The sequence below is a fragment of the Streptomyces nigra genome (genome assembly GCF_003074055.1).
In the GTDB taxonomy this organism is placed as follows: domain Bacteria; phylum Actinomycetota; class Actinomycetes; order Streptomycetales; family Streptomycetaceae; genus Streptomyces; species Streptomyces nigra.
Map to the genome: position 1 here is coordinate 991,390 of NZ_CP029043.1, position 15,427 is coordinate 1,006,816.

Below are 15,427 nucleotides of genomic sequence, written 5' to 3' on the forward strand. Positions count from 1 at the left end.
GTACGAGGATGGCGGCATGTCCGACACCAACACCCCACTGCCCCGTGAGGTCGCCGACGCGTATGTCGACGAACTCGTCGCCCTCGACCCGTTCACCGGTACCTACCTGGGAGTGAAGGAGAGCAGCAGCAGGCTGCCCGACCTGTCCCCGGCCGGCCAGGAGGCGCTCGCCGAACTGCAGCGCGCCACGCTCGCGCGCCTCGACGAGGCGGAGCGCAGGCCCGGCGCGGACAGCGACAGCGAGCGCCGGTGCGCGCGGCTGCTGCGCGAGCGGCTCACCGCCGAACTCGCCGTGCACGACGCCGACGAGGGGCTGCGCGCGGTCGGCAACATGGCGACGCCCGCCCACACGGTCCGCGAGATCTTCACGGTGACGCCGAGCGAGACCGACGAGGACTGGGCGGCGATCGCCGAGCGGCTGCGCGCCGTGCCGGCGGCCTACGCGGGCTACCGGGAGTCCCTGGAGCTCGGCCTGGAGCGGGAGCTGTACGCGGCGCCGCGGCCGACGGCCACGTTCGTCGAGCAGCTCACCGAGTGGGCGGGCCCGGACGGCGGGCGCGGCTGGTTCGAGGACTTCGCCGCCGGCGGCCCCGAGGCGCTGCGCACCGAGCTGGACGAGGCCGCCAGGGCGGCGACGGCAGCCGTGGCCGGGCTGCGGGACTGGATGCGGGACGTGTACACGCCGGCGATCGAGGGCGCACCGAACACGGCGGGCCGCGAGCGGTACGCCCGCTGGGTGCGCTACTTCAACGGCATCGACCTGGACCTGGACGAGGCGTACGCCTACGGGTGGTCCGAGTACCACCGGCTGCTCGGCGAGATGAGGAAGGAGGCCGAGCGCGTCCTGCCGGGTGCGGCGACCCCGTGGGTGGCGCTGGCGCACCTCGACGAGCACGGCAAGCACATCGAGGGCGTGGACGAGGTCCGCGACTGGCTGCAGGGCCTGATGGACGAGGCCATCGAGAAGCTGGACGGCACGCACTTCGAACTCGCCGAGCCGGTACGGAAGGTGGAGTCCCGTATCGCCCCGCCCGGCGGCGCGGCGGCCCCCTACTACACGCCTCCGTCGGAGGACTTCTCGCGGCCGGGCCGCACCTGGCTGCCGACGATGGGCCAGACCCGCTTCCCGGTCTACGACCTCGTCTCCACCTGGTACCACGAGGGTGTGCCGGGGCATCACCTCCAGCTGGCGCAGTGGGCGTACGTCGCCGGGAACCTCTCCCGCTACCAGGCCTCCATCGGCATGGTCAGCGCCAACGTCGAGGGCTGGGCGCTGTACGCGGAGCGGCTGATGGACGAGCTGGGCTTCCTCACGGACCCGGAGCACCGGCTCGGCTATCTGGACGCGCAGATGATGCGGGCCGCGCGCGTCATCGTCGACATCGGTATGCACCTGGAGCTGGAGATCCCGGCGGACTCGCCGTTCCACCCGGGCGAGCGTTGGACGCCGGAGCTGGCGCAGGAGTTCTTCGGCGCGCACAGCAGCCGCCCGGCGGACTTCGTGGAGAGCGAGCTGACCCGCTATCTGACCATCCCGGGTCAGGCCATCGGCTACAAGCTGGGCGAACGTGCCTGGCTGCTCGGCCGTGAGAAGGCGCGGCAGCGGCACGGCGACGCCTTCGACCTCAAGGCGTGGCACATGGCGGCCCTGTCCCAGGGGTCGCTGGGCCTGGACGACCTGGTGGACGAACTGGCCGCGCTCTAGCAGCGGCAGTCAACGCCGGAAGCCGCCCTCGGAGTTGACGACCTCGCCGGTGATCCAGCCCGCCTCGTCCGTGGCCAGCCACGCGATGAGGCGGGCCGGGTCGTCGGGCAGCCCCCACCGCCCGCCGGGGAAGCGCTCCGCGACGGCGTCGTAGGCGTCGCCGGTCAGGTAGTCGGTGTCGACGGGGCCGGGGTTGACGGTGTTCACGGTGATTCCGCGCTCGGCGAGCGTGGTGGCCAGGGAGCGGGTGATCGAGGCGAGGGCGCCCTTCTGGAGGGCGTAGGCGATCTCGCCGGGCATGCCGCCCGCGATGTCCTGCCCGGACGTCATCATGACGACGCGTCCGCCGGGACCGGCCGGCCGGAGCCGTGCGTGGGCCTGGACGAGCAGGAGCACCGAGCGGGTGTCGACCGTCCAGTGGGCGTCCAGCATGGCCGCGTCGATCTCGTCGAGTGTGCCGTCGCCGCCGCTCAGGGCGTGGTTGGCGACGAGGATGTCGAGGCGGCCGCCGAGCGCCGAGGCGGCCGTGGCGATGAGTTCGGCGGGTGCGGCCGGGTCGGAGAGGTCGCCGGGACCGGCCACGACGCGTGCGCCGGGGTCGCCGAGCGCCTCGCGCACGGAGGCCACGACGTCCTCGGGACGGTCGGCGCCCCAGAGCATGGCGGCGTCGTGCGGGACGTGGTGGTGCAGGTAGACGCTCGCGCCGTGGGCGGCGAGCCGACGGGCGACGGCGTGCCCGATGCCGCCGCGCCGGCTGGCGCCGGTCACCAGGGCGGTACGGCCGCGCAACGGCAGCGGGTCGCGGCGCAGTTCGTCGGTGCTGGGGTGGGGAAGTCGCGGCATGACAGATCATCATGCGGGTCGCTCCCGGGCCACGCACCTGGTTATCGGGGCGCCCTTCGGTTCAGTGCGCGAGTCTCCGCAGCTGGACCAGGATCAGCCAGGTCTCGGGGCCGGGCCGGGCGTGCGAGGCGCGGACGGCGTACGTCCCCGGGGTGAGGGGCACCCGCAGATGCTCGGTCCGTTCCGTCTCCCCGCCCGGCCACGCCGAGTCGAACAGCACCACCGGGCCTGCCACCTTCCAGTGGACCTCGTGCCCCCAGTCCGCCGTGGCCAGGGCGGACGGCACCCCGGCGAGCAGGTCCGCCTCGGAGTCGGCGGCGCACCACCGGACGAAGACGCCGTGGGCCGGGAGGTAGGCGGTGGACGCGGGTTCGTCGCCGAGGACCAGGGCGGCGCCGTCCCCGACGGGGAGGAGGCCGACGGCGGTGTCGACCTCGCAGGCCCGGTCGTAGTCCGAGGCGGTCTCGTCGCCGTCGGCGCCGGCCCAGAACGGAAGAACCGTCTCCGGCACGGCTATCAGCGGGCCGCCGCCCGACTCGATCCACTCCAGCGTCCCCGGTTCCGCGTAAGTCACCATGGCAGCAGAACCTACACGCAGGGCCGCCGCACGGGTCATGGTGTCCAACAGGCGCCTCAGCAGCCGCAGTCCGCGTCGGTCGCGGGGGCGGTGAGCGGGTCGGCGGGCCGGCTCTCGCGGCCCTCCCAGGTCTCGTACGCGAAGCCCTCGCGCACCCAGTACTCGAAGCCGCCGAGCATCTCCTTGACCCGGTAGCCGAGTTCGGCGAGGGCGAGTGCGGCGCGGGTCGCCCCGTTGCAGCCCGGGCCCCAGCAGTACGTCACCACGGGCACGGCCCGGTCGAGCAGGTCCCCGGCCTGCTCCGCGATGAGCGCGGTGGGCAGGTGCACGGCGCCGGGGACGTGCCCCTGGTCCCAGGCCGCGGTGGACCGGGAGTCGAGGACGACGAATCCGGGGTCGCCGCCGGCCGCGAGCCCGGCGGCGACGTCGGCCACGTCCGCGTGGAAGGCGAGGCTCGCCCGGAAGTGGGCGACGGCTTCGGCGGGCGCGGCGGGGGCGACGCGCAGGACGGGGTTCACGGCGGGGACGGCGGCGGTCATGATCATGCCCTTCGGATCGATCGGCGGGCCGGAATCCCGGCCTTCTGATGATCGAAAATCTACGGTCGCCGGCCGCCGCCCTGAAGGGGCGTTCCCCGGCGCTCTCCTTGATCCGCCGGTGAATCCTCTGCTATCTCTCGGTCATGACCGCGTATTCCCCGGACGCCACCGACTGGCGCATCCTCGACGTCCTCCAGCGGGACGGCCGCGCCAGCTACGCCGAACTCGCCCGCGCCGTCTCCATGTCCGCGAGCGCGGTCACCGAGCGGGTGCGCCGGCTGGAGGAGGCGGGCGTCATCCAGGGGTACGCGGCGGTCGTCGACCCCGAGCGACTGGGCCTGCCGATCCTGGCCTTCGTCCGCCTGCGCTATCCCCACGGCAACTACAAGCCCTTCCACGACCTGGTCGCCGTCACGCCGGAGGTGCTGGAGGCCCATCACGTCACGGGCGACGACTGCTTCGTCATCAAGGTCATGGCCCGCTCGATGCGGCACCTGGAGGAGGTCTCCGGCCGGATCGGCGCCCTGGGTTCGGTGACGACGAGCGTGGTGTACTCCTCACCGCTGCCCCGGCGGGCGGTCGGTCAGTGACCGCGCTGGCGGAGCACCGATCCCGTCCGGTCCTTGACGACCTCCAGTTGGGCGTGGATGCGGCGGCGCAGGTCGGGGACGTGGCTGACGATGCCGACGCTGCGGTCGCGTTCGCGGAGTGAGTCGAGGACGTCGAGGACCTCGTCGAGGGTCTGGTCGTCGAGGCTGCCGAAGCCCTCGTCGATGAAGAGGGTGTCGAGGCGCACCCCGCCCGCCTCGTCGGTGACGACGTCGGCGAGGCCCAGGGCGAGGGCGAGGGAGGCGAAGAAGGTCTCGCCGCCCGACAGGGTCGCCGTGTCCCGCTCGCGTCCGGTCCAGGCGTCGACGACGTGCAGCCCGAGGCCGCTGCGGCCGCGGCCGGTGCGGTCGTCGGAGTGGACGAGGGTGTAGCGGCCGGACGACATGCGCTGCAGCCGGACGGTCGCGGCGGCGGCGACCTGCTCCAGGCGGGCGGCGAGCACGTAGGACTCCAGCCGCATCCTGCGTTCGTTGTCCGCCGAGGTGCCGGCGGCGAGAGCGGCGAGGCGGGCCACCCGCTCGTACTCCGTGCGCAGCGGGGCGAGATCGCGTACCGCGCGCGCCGCGCGTGTGGAGAGGCGGTCGAGTTCGGTGCGGCGGCGGGCGGCCGCGTCCCGGGCGGAGGCGGCGTCGCGGGTCCGCCGGGCCGCGGACTCGGCGGGGCGCTCCGCCGCCGCGAGGTCCGCGGGGGGACGCCGGGCGGCGGACGCGGTGTCGGCCTCCGCGAGCACCGCGCGGACGGCGGACTCCTCGGACTGCCAGGCGTCCAGGCGCCGTTGCAGCTCGCGGTGGGTGGCGTCGTCGAGGAGGGCGTCGGCCGCGTCCCGCGGGGTGTCGAAGCCGGCGCGGAAGGCGGCGTCGGCCAGCCGGGCGTCGGCGTCCTTGAGGCGCCGGGCGGTGTCCTCCGCGGCGCGCGCGGTGTCGGCGGCGTCGGTGAGCAGGGCCACCTGCCGCTCCAGCTGGGTGGCGCGCGCGGTCACGCTGGCGGCGGTGCCGCGCGCCTGCGTCAGCTCGGCCTCCAGACCGGCCTGCTCGCGGTCCAGCCGCTCACGGTGGCCGACCCGTGCCGCGGCCCGTACGTCCGCCTGCTGCCGGGCGGCGGTGCGCCGCTCGTGTTCCCCCTCGGCGCGGCGCAGCTCCTCGTGGGCGGCGTGCAGCGCGGAGGCGTCCCGGCGGGCCACCGCGTACTGCCGCTCCACGTCCTCGGCGGCTTCGGCGAGGCGGTCGGTCGGCAGGTCGCCGGCCTCGGCGGTGGCGGCGGCCAGCGCCTCGCGGACGACACCGAGGTGCTGCTCGGCCTCGGCGAGCCGCTCCTCCGCCTGCCGGGTGGCGGCCAGCGCGCGTTCCTCGGCCTCGCGGTCGACATGGCCGGCGTCCTTGCGGGCGGGCGCGGGGTGCTCGGTGGCGCCGCAGACGGCGCATGCCTGGCCGTCCTGGAGCTGCGCGGCCAGTTCGGCGGCGATGCCGCTGAGGCGGCGTTCCCTGACGTCGAGCCAGTGCGCCTTGGCGGCGAGGGCCCGCTCCTGGGCCTGTGCGACACGGGCGGCGGCGGTCTCCGTGTCACCGGCGAGCTGGTCGCGCAGGCGGGCGGCGGCGAGCCGCTGCCGGGCCGGTTCGCGCTGGGCGGCGAGCTGGTCGGCGCGGTGCGCGGCCTCCTGGGCGGTCTCGATCGCCGTCTGCAGGCGGGTCCGGGTCTCCTCCCAGCCCGCGAGCCAGGTCTCCGCCTCGGCCCGGACGTCGTCGTCGGCCCGCTCCTGGCGGTCCAGTTCATCGCGTTCGGCCACGAGTTCGCTCAGGCGCAGCTCGCCTCGGCGCGCCGATTCCAGGCCGCCCAGTTCCTCGGCGGCCCGGCGCGCGGCGCCCGCGAAACCGGCCGCGCCGCCGTCGTCGAAGACGGCCTTGAGGCGGGTGTCGTCGCCGAGGGCGTCCCGCAGCAGGTCACGCGCGCGTGCCTGGGAGGCGGCCGCCCTGCGGTGCTCGGCCTCGGCCGCGTCGCGCAGCTGGAGGGCCGGTGCCACCGCCTCGGCCTTGCGGCCCCGGTCCATACGGGCCTGTGCGGCACGGTGGGCGTCGGCCCGGGTCTCCAGCGCGCGGGCGCGCTCCTGTGCCTCGGCGAACCGCCGTTGCAGCCGCGCCACTTCGCGTACGTCGGCCAGGGCGCGGTCGGCGTCGGCCTGGGCGTCCTCGGCTGCTGCCAGGCGGCATTGGGCGACGGTGAGTTCCTCGCGGGCGGTGCTGCGGGCGACGGCGGCGGCGGTGAGGACGGCCTCGGCGAGCCCGGGTTCCCCGGGGGTGAGTGCGGGCAGCTCCATGGCGTGCCCGGCCGCCTGCTGCATACGGTGGGCGTCGGCCAGCAGCGCGGCGTCGCCGTCGCGGACGCGGGCCTCGGTGGTGCGGCGGCGTTCGGCGAGGCGCTTCTCGACCTCGGCGAAGCGGTGGGTGTCGAAGAGGCGGCCCAGCAGTTTGCCTCGCGCCTCGGCGTCGGCGCGCAGGAAGCGCGCGAAGTCGCCCTGGGGCAGCAGGACGACCTGGCAGAACTGCTCGCGGCTCATGCCGAGGAGCTGGGTGATCTCCTCGCCGATCTCCTGGTGGGAGCGGCTGAGGTCCTTCCATGCGCCGGCGCGCGGGTCGTACTCGCGCAGCCATGTCTGGGCCTTGTCGAGCGTGGTGCCCGTGCCGCGCTTCTTCGGGCGCTCCCACGGGGGCTGGCGGGTGATCTCGAGACGGCGTCCGGCGACGGTGAGTTCGAGGCGGACCTCGGTGCGGGTGCCGGCCGCCGCGTGGTCGCTGCGCAGGGTGAGGCCCTGGCCGCTCTGCCGGGCGCCGGGCACGGAGCCGTAGAGCGCATAGCAGACGGCGTCCAGGACGGAGGTCTTGCCGGCGCCGGTCGGTCCGTGCAGCAGGAACAGGCCTGCCTGGGACAGCGCGTCGAAGTCGACGGACTGGGTGCCGCCGAAGGGCCCGAAGGCCGTCAGATCGAGACGGTGGAGCCTCACCGGGCCACCTCCCGCACGGCCTCGTCGGCGCGCACGGCGTCGAACGCGTCCCGCAGGACGGCCTGTTCATGGGCGTCGGGTCCGGCGCCGCGCACATGGGTCACGAAGTCCTCCGCGATCTCCTGGTCGCTGCGTCCGGCCAGCCGGCGCGCGTAGGACACCGCGGGCTCTCCGGGCACGCGCTCGGGGTCGAAGACGAGGCTGAGGGTGTGCGGGAAGCGCTCGGCGAGGCGGGCCATGGGGTCGGTGGGGCGCACCGCGTCGGTGAGCGTGGCCTCCACCCAGGACTCCTCGTGCGGGCGCAGGGCCGGATCGGCGAGCAGGCCCTCCAGGGTCCCCCGGATCCGTGCCAGGGGCCGGGGCACCGGGCAGTCGATCCGCTCCGCCGTGACCGCGCCGCCCGCGTCCAGGTCGACGAGCCACATGCTCTTGCGGTGTCCGGCCTCCGAGAACGAGTACGGCAGCGGGGAGCCCGGGTAGCGGACGCGTTCGGCGATGGTCTGGCAGCCGTGCAGGTGCCCCAGTGCGACGTAGTCGACGCCGTCGAAGACGCCGGCGGGCACCGCGGCCACCCCGCCGACGGTGATGTCCCGCTCGCTGTCGCTGGGCTCGCCGCCCGTGACGAAGGCATGGGCGAGGACGACCGAGCGGGTGCCGGGGGCGCGCGTGGCGAGGTCGGCGCGGACCTGTCCCATGGCGGCGGCGAGCACGGCCTCGTGCCCGGCCTTGTCGACGCCGAGGCCGTCCTTGACGAGGGCCGGCTCCAGATAGGGCAGCCCGTAGAAGGCGACGCCGCCGTGGTCGTCGGCCAGGACCACGGGGGTGCCGCAGGTCTTCGGGTCGGTCCGCAGATGGATGCCGGCGCGGCCCATGAGGCCGGCGCCGACGCCGAGCCGGCGCGCGGAGTCGTGGTTGCCGGAGATCATCACGGTGGGCACACCCAGGTCGGCGAGCCGGTGCAGCGCGTCGTCGAACAGCTCCACGGCGGCGAGCGGCGGCACCGCCCGGTCGTACACGTCCCCCGACACGAGCACCGCGTCCACGTCGTGCTCGCGCACGGTGGAGACGAGGTGCCCGATGAACTCGGCCTGGGCGCCGAGCATGTTGACCCGGTGGAACGCGCGGCCGAGGTGCCAGTCGGAGGTGTGCAGCAGTCTCATGATCCCCCGACCCTATCGGCCGGGTCCGACAACGCAGGCGGTTACTCCCGTATCGCCCGGTCTCGCACGTTCCCGCGGGCACGTCCGCACCGGCCGGTCATCCGCCGTACCGGGTACGTCATTTCAGACATGTCAGGAAACGCGCTCCCCGGTGACCAGTTGGTCCGCGAGCCGGCGGGCCTGGGTCAGGAGGGTGCCGTAGGTGGCCAGGGCCTCGGGGTCCTCCAGCACGCCGTCGGGCAGCCGCCGGTGCAGATCGTCCAGGGTGCGGCGCATGTCGTCGACGACCTGGCGCAGCTCCTCGTCCACCTTCGCGTCGTAGCCGCCCGGGGCGAACCGGCTCTGCGGGTACAGGCAGATCGCGTGGGCGCTGCCGCGCAGGAAGCCGGCGTACGCCTCGCTGACCGCCGGGCCCGGCCGGGGCTGCGGGCGTCCGCCGTCGCTGGACTCCAGCACCGCCCGGGTGACGCCGGAGGTATGCACGGCGACGTAGTCGAGGACGGTCACCGCGTCGTCGTACTCCTGGCCGGGCGGTGCCTCCGCGAGCTTGCGGCGGCGCGGGTTGACGCGCAGGCTCTCCCGACTCCAGCCGACCGCCGAGCGGGCCTGCTCGACGAGCCGGAACAGGCGCAGCGCGCGCTCGTGCAGCTCCCGCGCGGGCTCGCTGTCCCACTCGCCGGCGGCCAGCCGGTCCGCGACCGCCTCCAGGATCCGCCGGGCCTCGTCGGCCGCCTCCTCCAGCGCCACGCGCGTGCCGCGCAGATACACCGGCGGCCGGATCAGCGCGTTCACGGCGATGCCCACGAACGCGCCGAAGCACGCCTCGGCGATCCGGGTGGCCGACGCCATGAGCGTGACGGGGCCGCTGGTCAGCACGAACAGCGCGCCGGTGGCGGCGTAGATCCCCTGGCTGCCGAGCCGCCCCCAGTTGCCGAGCAGCACCACGACCGGCAGCACGAAGGCCATCGCCAGCGTCGGGGAGTTCAGCAGCATGGCCACGCCGGTCGCCACGACGGTGCCCGTGGCGATGGCCGCGAGCTGCTGCAGCCCGCGCGCGATCGACCGGAAGACCGTCGACTCCACCAGCACGATGGCCACCCAGGGCGCGACGAACGCGTTCGGCGCCTTGAGCCACCAGCCGGCCACCAGCCACGCCACGCAGGCCGCCAGGGCCGCCTTGCCGGCCTGGATCGCCACGTCCCGTTCGGGGCCCGGCCGGGTCCACGCCCGCCGGACCGGCTCTCCCAGGCTGCGGGCACCGCGCCGGGCGCGTACCGCCGTCTCGCTCATCCCCATGCCCTGCAGGTGCCACATACGGCGCGATGAATGCGGCCCACGACCCGATCGACGCGGCGTGTGGCGGGCCTCACACGCGCGTGGGGGCACGCCGGGTCAGGCGTCGCCGTACGCCTCCCCGCCGAGTTCGAGGACGGCCGTGCCCGCGGTGGCGTCCGCGAGCCAGGCCCGGAACGCCTCCACGTCGGCGTCGGGCAGCCCGATCTCGAGGGTGACGGCCTCGGCGTACCGGACGTCCCGTACGTCGCGGCCGGTGGACCTCAGGTCGTTCTGCACCTTGCCCGCGCGCTGGTGGTCGACGGTGACGGTGGCGAGCCGGAAGCGGCGCCGGGTGAGCGTGCCCACGGCGTCCAGCGCCTCGCCGACCGCTCCGCCGTAGGCCCGGATCAGGCCGCCCGCGCCGAGCTTCACGCCGCCGTAGTAGCGGGTGACGACGGCGACGACGTACCGCATGTCGCGGCGCAGCAGCATCTGGAGCATGGGGAGCCCGGCCGTGCCGCCGGGCTCGCCGTCGTCGTTGGCCTTCTGGACGGAGGCGTCGGCGCCGATGACGTAGGCCCAGCAGTTGTGGGTGGCGTCCGCGTGCTCCTTGCGCACGCGCGCGACGAAGTCCTGCGCCTCCTGCTCGGTGGCGGCCGGCGCGAGCGCGCAGATGAAGCGCGAGCGGTTGATCTCGGTCTCGTGCACACCCGCGCGGGCGACGGTGCGGTACTCGTCCTGCATCCGGCCAGCCTAAGCCGCTCCTCGTCCGGCCCGGCACGCGCGTGCGTGCCCGCCCGGTCAGCCCTTCCGTCCCCGCGCCACCATGACGTCCGTCAGCAGGGCCGTGCCCGCCGTGAGGTCGCGCCAGGCGGGACCGTGCCAGGCCAGGACGGCCGCGGCGGCCGTCGGGAACTTCGTGCCGACCTCGTCCAGCAGATCGTCGAGGCCGTCCCCGGCGAGGTCGAGGACCAGTTCCTCCAGACCGGGGTTGTGGCCGACCAGGAGCAGTGTCGCGACCTCGGCGGGCGCCTCGTGCACGACGGCCAGCAGGTCGGCGACGCCCGCCGCGTACAGCCGCCGGTCGTGACGGACCGGCGGCGGTGTCCCCCATTGGGCGCACGCCAGGTCCCAGGTCTGCCGCGCGCGTACGGCGGTGGAGCACAGGGCGAGGTCCGGCAGGCAGTCGGCCTCGGCGAGCAGCCGGCCGGCGACCGGGGCGTCGCGCCGGCCGCGCGCGGCGAGCGGCCGCTCGTGGTCGGGCAGATCGTCCGGCCAGGCCGACTTCGCGTGCCGCAGCACGACCAGCCGGCGCAGCGGGCCCGCCCCGATGTGGGCGCTCACCGCGGGCTCCCCAGGTCCCGGGTGAGGTCGACGCCGAGGAGGCGGTCGGCGTGGGCGAACGTCTCGAAGCGGGCGCCGTCCGGCAGGTCCGGCGCGCTCTCCACCCAGCGCAGGACGCCGAGCACCCCGGGGATGTCCAGGTCGTCCTCCCAGGCGGTGCGCAGCTCGGTCCGCACCTCGTCGGGCACGGGGCGCGACGGCCGCCGCGCCCAGTCGGCGACGGCGTGCCGCCAGCGCGCGAGGGTCGCGTGGGCCTCGTCGAGCGTGTCCGCGTCGAGCGACAGGGGGACGCCCCGGCGCCGGCCGAGCAGTGCGAGACGCAGGACGGCGGGGTCGGCGTCCTCGGGCGGCGCGGAGGCGTGCACGGCGGCGACGGCCACGCGGACGCCGTCCGGTTCCGCGCCGCCCTCGCGCACGACGTGCAGGACCTGTGTCTCGCCGAGCCCGGAGGCGGCGTCCCGGCCGTCCTCGAAGGGCCGGATGCCGAGCGCGGCGGCTCCGGCCCGCAGCTCCGCCTGCTGCCGCTCCTCGTCGAGCAGCGCCCACACCGGTGTGCCCCCGAGTTCCAGGGCGCGCACGAGGAGGTCCGCGACGAGCAGGACCCGCAGGGCGGTGACGTCGAAGCCCTCGGTATGCGCCTCGACGCGGGTCAGGCCCCGCCGGGCGGGCGCGGCGTCGACGGGCTGGCCGGTTCGGGCGTCGATGATGCGCAGCACGGAGCGAGCGTAGGCGCCCGAGCGGCCGTCCGCAGCCGTCCGGCCCGCTTCCCGCGCGGCGTGCCGCGCTCCGGGGTCCCCGGGGGCCGCGTCGGTGGGCCGGTCGTCCATGGGCCGGTCACCCATAGGGCCACGGCCCGCCCACGCGCGCGTGGGTGCTGTCGTACCCGGGCATCGCCACCCCCTGCCGTGCGGACTGCCCGCACGGTACTGCGCACCGGCCCGACCGGACAGGCGTGCGGGCGGGCTTCCGGATCGACGCGCCAGCTGAACGACACGCCGGCAGCGGGAATCGTCACGACCCGTCATCCGTTGGGGAAGGCGAAGGCGTGGGACAAGGCGACTGCCTTCGCCTTCCCCAGCTGAACGACGACACAGAAGGAGGCCGGCGGTGTACGGAGACGACGCGGCGGTCCGCAGGACCCTCGGTGAACTCGGCGACACGTGGGCCGTCGTGGGCCTGTCGTCCAACCGGGGACGGGCGGCGTACGGCGTCGCGGACGTGCTCCAGCGCTACGGCAAGCGCATCGTGCCGGTCCACCCGAAGGCCGAGACGGTCCACGGCGAGCAGGGCTACGCGTCGCTCGCGGACATCCCCTTCGACGTCGACGTGGTCGACGTCTTCGTGAACAGCGACCTCGCGGGCGCGGTCGCCGACGAGGCGGTCGCCAAGGGCGCCAGGGCGGTCTGGTTCCAGCTCGGCGTCATCGACGAGGCGGCCTACGACCGCACGCGCGCGGCGGGCCTGGAGATGGTCATGGACCGCTGCCCGGCGATCGAGATACCCCGCCTCGGCTGACCGGACGCCCGGTCGCCACCCGTCTCCCCTCCCCCGGGCGGCCGCTCCATAATGCTCGGGTGACTTCGACCTCCCCCCACATCAACTCCCCTGCCCAGCACCGCTTTCCGGTGGTGATCGTGGGCGCCGGCCCGGCCGGTCTGACCGTCGGCAACATCCTGCGGGCCGCGTCCGTCGACTGCCTGGTCCTGGAGACCGAGACCCGCGCCGTCATCGAACAGCGGCCGCGCGCCGGGGTGTTGGAGGAGGGGGCCGTCCGTGGACTGGAGCGGCGCGGGCTGGCGGACACCCTGCTGCGGCGGGCTCAGCGGCATACGGAGTGCGAGTTCCGGTTCGACGGGCGCCGCCACCGGTTCGCGTACACGGAGCTGACGGGCGTTCATCACTGGGTGTATCCGCAGCAGTTCCTGGTGACGGACCTGGTGCGGGAGTACGCGGACGTACGCGGCGGCGAGATCCGCTTCGGCGTGCGGGACGTCGAACTGCACGACGTGGACGGCGACCACCCCTCGGTGTCCTACGTCTGCCCGGAGACAGGGCGGCGCGAGGTGGTGCGGTGCGACTTCGTCGCGGGGTGCGACGGCGCGCGCGGCGTGACGCGGGACGCGATACCGGCGGGCCGCGCCCGGACGTCCCGCGGCGACTACGGCATCGGATGGCTGGCCCTGCTCGCCGAGGCGCCGCCGTCGGCGGACTGCGTGGTGTTCGGCATGCATCCGCGCGGGTTCGCCGGCCATATGCCGCGCAGTGCCGACGTGACCCGCTACTACCTGCAGTGTCCGCCGGACGACGACCCGGAGAACTGGCCGCAGGACCGGGTGTGGGAGGAGCTCCGGGAGCGGCTCGGGGCGGACGGCGCACCGCCGCTGACCGAGGGGCGGCTCATCGAGAAGCGCGTCCTCGAGATGCACAACTACGTGGTGGAGCCGATGGTGTCCGGGCGGCTTCTGCTGGCGGGCGACGCGGCGCATCTGACCGCGCCCATCGCCGCCAAGGGCATGAACCTCGCGCTGCACGACGCCTTCCTGCTCGGCGACGCACTCGCCGCCCACCTCACGAAGGGCGACAGCGCCGGCCTGGACGGATACTCCGCCGCCTGCCTCGAACGGGTCTGGGACTACCAGGAGTTCTCGCACTGGCTGTCCGAGGTGTACCACGGCGTCTCGTCGGGCGACCCGTATCGCGCCGGCACGACGCTGGCGCGGCTGCGTCGGGTGTTCGCCTCTCCGGTGGCGGCTCGGGCGTTCGCCGAGCAGTACCTCGGGCAGCCCGCCACCCGCTGACGGTCGCCCCGGCGCACCTCAGTCGTGCGGCGGCCGGTCGCTGAGCCGGTGGTCCGCCACGTTCAGGGCCTCGTCGACGAGGCGGCGCAGATGCCCGTCGCGCAGGGAGTAGATCACCCGCCGGCCCTCCTTGCGCGTGTCCACCAGCCCGGCGAGCCGCAGCCGGGCCAGGTGCTGGCTGACGGCGGGCCGGGCGGCCGCGCACGCCTCGGTGAGCGTCGTGACGTCGGCCTCCCCTGCGGTGAGGGCGTGCAGCAGGGCGAGCCGGGTGCGGTCGCCGAGCAGGGCCAGGAGCTCGGCGGCGAGCGCGAACTGCTCCTCGCCCGGGCTGCGCGGATGCGCACCGTGCGCAGGTGATAGGTGCATGCGTGCGCTCATACGCACATAATGGCCCCGTGGGCGGCCGGCCGTCCACCTCCGCGCATCGGAAGGGGATCGCCGTGAGCGACGATCACGCGCATGGGCAGGACGGGCACGGGCACCACGGGCACGAGCACGACGAGGGCCGGCGCGGGCATGGCGGGCCCCCTCACACCCACGGGCATCCGCACACCCACGGGCATCCGCACACCCACGAAAGCCCGCACATCCGGGCCTCCCTCCCCCACCGCCTGGCCCACCGCCTACGCCCCCACTCCCACGAGACGGCCGACAAGCTCGACTCCGCGCTGGAGTCGTCGGCCCGTGGGATGCGGGCGCTGTGGGTCTCCCTCGCGGTCCTCGGCGTGACGGCGCTGGCCCAGGCGGTCGTCGTGGCCGTCTCCGGTTCGGTGGCGCTGCTGGGCGACACGGTGCACAACGCCGCCGACGCGCTGACGGCCGTACCGCTCGGGATCGCCTTCGTCCTGGGCCGGCGCGCGGCGACCCGCCGCTTCACCTACGGGTACGGCCGCGCCGAGGACCTGGCGGGCCTCGTCATCGTCCTCACCATCGGCGCGTCCGCGGCCTTCGCGGGCTGGACGGCCGTGGCCCGCCTGCTGGACCCGCGCCCCATGGAGCACATCCCGGTCGTGGCGGTGGCGGCACTCGTCGGCTTCGCCGGGAACGAGTGGGTGGCCCGGTACCGGATCCGGGTCGGCCGTGCCATCGGCTCGGCGGCGCTGGTCGCCGACGGACTGCACGCCCGCACCGACGGGTTCACGTCACTCGCGGTGCTGGCGAGCGCGGCCGGCGCGGCCCTGGGGTGGCGGCCGGCCGACCCGGTCGTCGGGCTCGCGATCACGGCCGCGATCCTGCTGGTGCTGCGTGACGCGGCGCGCGAGGTGTTCCGGCGTGTGCTGGACGCCGTGGACCCGGCTCTGGTGGACCGGGCCGAGGGGGCCCTCCGCGATGTCCCGGGCGTCCGGGAGGTCGGCGAACTGCGGCTGCGCTGGATCGGGCACCGGCTGCGCGCCGAGGTGGCGGTGGTCGTGGACGGCGAGGCGACGGTGCGTCAGGCGCACGCCATCGCGGTCGACGCCGAGCACGCGCTGCTGCACGCCGTCCCCCGGCTCACCGCGGCCCTGGTGCACGCCGATCCGGCGCCGGTGGCGGGCGAGGCGGACCCGCACCACGCGCTCGCGCATCACATGACCGCGTGAGA

The 15,427-nt window shown here is 75.0% G+C and carries 15 protein-coding genes; 5 read left to right on the top strand and 10 right to left on the bottom strand.

The window, feature by feature from the left end; translation table 11 throughout:
- Window positions 1-16 precede the first annotated feature (16 nt).
- Window positions 17-1,705 (top strand): DUF885 domain-containing protein, encoded by a 1,689-nt coding sequence (locus DC008_RS04565; protein WP_108705833.1) that lies wholly within the window; start codon window positions 17-19, stop codon window positions 1,703-1,705.
- A 9-nt stretch (window positions 1,706-1,714) separates the two neighbouring features.
- On the opposite strand, the gene DC008_RS04570 is transcribed toward DC008_RS04565, so the two are convergent.
- The 3 genes from DC008_RS04570 to DC008_RS04580 form a co-directional block, all read right to left on the bottom strand.
- Window positions 1,715-2,548: an SDR family oxidoreductase gene (locus DC008_RS04570; RefSeq protein ID WP_108705834.1), complete on the bottom strand. Its 834-nt coding sequence runs from the start codon at window positions 2,546-2,548 to the stop codon at window positions 1,715-1,717.
- A 61-nt stretch (window positions 2,549-2,609) separates the two neighbouring features.
- Window positions 2,610-3,125 (bottom strand): immunity 21 family protein, encoded by a 516-nt coding sequence (locus DC008_RS04575; protein ID WP_108705835.1) that lies wholly within the window; start codon window positions 3,123-3,125, stop codon window positions 2,610-2,612.
- Between the two features lie 56 nt (window positions 3,126-3,181).
- Window positions 3,182-3,664, bottom strand: coding sequence for a rhodanese-like domain-containing protein (locus DC008_RS04580; RefSeq protein WP_108710564.1), 483 nt, complete (start codon window positions 3,662-3,664; stop codon window positions 3,182-3,184).
- Between the two features lie 143 nt (window positions 3,665-3,807).
- Between DC008_RS04580 and DC008_RS04585 the strand changes: the two genes are divergently transcribed.
- Window positions 3,808-4,254 carry an Lrp/AsnC family transcriptional regulator gene (locus tag DC008_RS04585; protein WP_108705836.1) on the top strand — a complete coding sequence of 149 codons (447 nt, stop codon included), beginning with the start codon at window positions 3,808-3,810 and terminating at the stop codon, window positions 4,252-4,254.
- Here the strand turns inward: DC008_RS04585 and DC008_RS04590 are convergent.
- The 6 genes from DC008_RS04590 to DC008_RS04615 form a co-directional block, all read right to left on the bottom strand.
- Window positions 4,248-7,268 carry an AAA family ATPase gene (locus DC008_RS04590; RefSeq protein WP_108705837.1) on the bottom strand — a complete coding sequence of 1,007 codons (3,021 nt, stop codon included), beginning with the start codon at window positions 7,266-7,268 and terminating at the stop codon, window positions 4,248-4,250. The genes DC008_RS04585 and DC008_RS04590 overlap by 7 nt on opposite strands.
- A complete protein-coding gene (locus DC008_RS04595; RefSeq protein ID WP_108705838.1) occupies window positions 7,265-8,428 on the bottom strand; it encodes an exonuclease SbcCD subunit D in 1,164 nt (387 codons plus the stop codon). Before DC008_RS04595 ends, DC008_RS04590 begins: the two co-directional genes overlap by 4 nt.
- Before the next feature lie 132 nt (window positions 8,429-8,560).
- A complete protein-coding gene (locus DC008_RS04600; RefSeq protein ID WP_108710565.1) occupies window positions 8,561-9,724 on the bottom strand; it encodes an FUSC family protein in 1,164 nt (387 codons plus the stop codon).
- Window positions 9,725-9,820: 96 nt separating this feature from the next.
- The gene (locus DC008_RS04605; protein WP_108705839.1) at window positions 9,821-10,447 is read right to left on the bottom strand and encodes a YigZ family protein; all 627 of its coding nucleotides are present in this window, start codon (window positions 10,445-10,447) and stop codon (window positions 9,821-9,823) included.
- 57 nt (window positions 10,448-10,504) lie between these two features.
- Window positions 10,505-11,047 carry a SixA phosphatase family protein gene (locus DC008_RS04610; protein WP_108705840.1) on the bottom strand — a complete coding sequence of 181 codons (543 nt, stop codon included), beginning with the start codon at window positions 11,045-11,047 and terminating at the stop codon, window positions 10,505-10,507.
- Window positions 11,044-11,763: a hypothetical protein gene (locus DC008_RS04615; RefSeq protein WP_108710566.1), complete on the bottom strand. Its 720-nt coding sequence runs from the start codon at window positions 11,761-11,763 to the stop codon at window positions 11,044-11,046. Before DC008_RS04615 ends, DC008_RS04610 begins: the two co-directional genes overlap by 4 nt.
- 391 nt (window positions 11,764-12,154) lie before the next feature.
- Here DC008_RS04615 and DC008_RS04620 point away from each other — a divergent pair, with 391 nt between their 5' ends.
- Window positions 12,155-12,562 carry a CoA-binding protein gene (locus DC008_RS04620; RefSeq protein ID WP_108705841.1) on the top strand — a complete coding sequence of 136 codons (408 nt, stop codon included), beginning with the start codon at window positions 12,155-12,157 and terminating at the stop codon, window positions 12,560-12,562.
- 59 nt (window positions 12,563-12,621) lie between these two features.
- On the top strand, window positions 12,622-13,845 hold the full coding sequence (locus DC008_RS04625) for a 4-hydroxybenzoate 3-monooxygenase (RefSeq protein ID WP_108705842.1): 1,224 nt from the start codon (window positions 12,622-12,624) through the stop codon (window positions 13,843-13,845).
- Window positions 13,846-13,863: 18 nt separating this feature from the next.
- Here DC008_RS04625 and DC008_RS04630 read toward each other — a convergent pair whose 3' ends face one another.
- Complete coding sequence (locus tag DC008_RS04630; protein ID WP_164492261.1) at window positions 13,864-14,223, bottom strand: ArsR/SmtB family transcription factor; 360 nt, start codon at window positions 14,221-14,223, stop codon at window positions 13,864-13,866.
- A gap of 62 nt (window positions 14,224-14,285) precedes the next feature.
- Between DC008_RS04630 and DC008_RS04635 the strand changes: the two genes are divergently transcribed.
- Window positions 14,286-15,425: a cation diffusion facilitator family transporter gene (locus tag DC008_RS04635; protein WP_208645809.1), complete on the top strand. Its 1,140-nt coding sequence runs from the start codon at window positions 14,286-14,288 to the stop codon at window positions 15,423-15,425.
- The last annotated feature ends 2 nt before the right edge of the window (window positions 15,426-15,427 follow it).

Coding starts and splice junctions, on each gene's coding strand:
- DC008_RS04600 (WP_108710565.1), bottom strand. CDS start 9,724: ATGGGGATGAGCGAGACGGCGGTACGCGCCCGGCGCGGTGCCCGCAGC.
- DC008_RS04580 (WP_108710564.1), bottom strand. CDS start 3,664: ATGACCGCCGCCGTCCCCGCCGTGAACCCCGTCCTGCGCGTCGCCCCC.
- DC008_RS04585 (WP_108705836.1), top strand. CDS start 3,808: ATGACCGCGTATTCCCCGGACGCCACCGACTGGCGCATCCTCGACGTC.
- DC008_RS04630 (WP_164492261.1), bottom strand. CDS start 14,223: ATGAGCGCACGCATGCACCTATCACCTGCGCACGGTGCGCATCCGCGC.
- DC008_RS04575 (WP_108705835.1), bottom strand. CDS start 3,125: ATGGTGACTTACGCGGAACCGGGGACGCTGGAGTGGATCGAGTCGGGC.
- DC008_RS04595 (WP_108705838.1), bottom strand. CDS start 8,428: ATGAGACTGCTGCACACCTCCGACTGGCACCTCGGCCGCGCGTTCCAC.
- DC008_RS04565 (WP_108705833.1), top strand. CDS start 17: ATGTCCGACACCAACACCCCACTGCCCCGTGAGGTCGCCGACGCGTAT.
- DC008_RS04605 (WP_108705839.1), bottom strand. CDS start 10,447: ATGCAGGACGAGTACCGCACCGTCGCCCGCGCGGGTGTGCACGAGACC.
- DC008_RS04570 (WP_108705834.1), bottom strand. CDS start 2,548: ATGCCGCGACTTCCCCACCCCAGCACCGACGAACTGCGCCGCGACCCG.